The organism is Citrobacter sp. Igbk 16 (genome assembly GCF_028069755.1).
Classification (GTDB): domain Bacteria; phylum Pseudomonadota; class Gammaproteobacteria; order Enterobacterales; family Enterobacteriaceae; genus Citrobacter.
This window is the reverse complement of sequence record NZ_JANEWJ010000077.1, coordinates 1-921: the sequence shown is the minus strand read 5'-3', so window position 1 is coordinate 921 and position 921 is coordinate 1. Positions and strand designations below refer to the sequence as shown.

The 921-nt window shown below is 48.3% G+C and carries 2 tRNA genes and 2 rRNA genes; all 4 read left to right on the top strand.

From position 1 onward, the window contains the following. Positions 1-117 (top strand): 16S ribosomal RNA (locus tag NNO03_RS22430); the annotation flags it as partial. Between the two features lie 71 nt (positions 118-188). After that, positions 189-265, top strand: a tRNA-Ile gene (locus NNO03_RS22425). A gap of 105 nt (positions 266-370) precedes the next feature. Further along, a tRNA-Ala gene (locus NNO03_RS22420) sits at positions 371-446 on the top strand. 206 nt (positions 447-652) lie between these two features. Beyond that, positions 653-921 (top strand): 23S ribosomal RNA (locus tag NNO03_RS22415); the annotation flags it as partial.

Genomic DNA, 921 nt, shown 5'->3' with positions numbered 1-921 from the left:
GCAAAAGAAGTAGGTAGCTTAACCTTCGGGAGGGCGCTTACCACTTTGTGATTCATGACTGGGGTGAAGTCGTAACAAGGTAACCGTAGGGGAACCTGCGGTTGGATCACCTCCTTACCTTAAAGAAGCGTTCTTTGTAGTGTCCACACAGATTGTCTGATGAAAATTAGCAGTAAGAAAATCTCTGCAGGCTTGTAGCTCAGGTGGTTAGAGCGCACCCCTGATAAGGGTGAGGTCGGTGGTTCAAGTCCACTCAGGCCTACCAAATTCTTCCTGATACCGCGTTGTGAAACGACTCGCATACCCAAGTATGCTTCGCCGCTCCACGCCTTGTCTCAGAAAGAATTAAGGTGAATGAGATAACTACGATGGGGCTATAGCTCAGCTGGGAGAGCGCCTGCTTTGCACGCAGGAGGTCTGCGGTTCGATCCCGCATAGCTCCACCATCTTTACTGCAAAAAACCAAGAAAACTTCAGAGTGTACCTGAAAAGGTTCACTGCGAAGTTTTGCTCTTTAAAAATCTGGATCAAGCTGAAAATTGAAACGACACACTGTTTCATTTCTCCGTAATAAGAAATGAAAAGCGGTGTGTTCGAGTCTCTCAAATTTTCGCAACACGGTGGTGTTTTACGAAACATCTTCGGGTTGTGAGGTTAAGCGACTAAGCGTACACGGTGGATGCCCTGGCAGTCAGAGGCGATGAAGGACGTGCTAATCTGCGATAAGCGTCGGTAAGGTGATATGAACCGTTATAACCGGCGATTTCCGAATGGGGAAACCCAGTGTGATTCGTCACACTATCATTACGTGAATACATAGCGTAATGAAGCGAACCGGGGGAACTGAAACATCTAAGTACCCCGAGGAAAAGAAATCAACCGAGATTCCCCCAGTAGCGGCGAGCGAACGGGGAGCAGCCC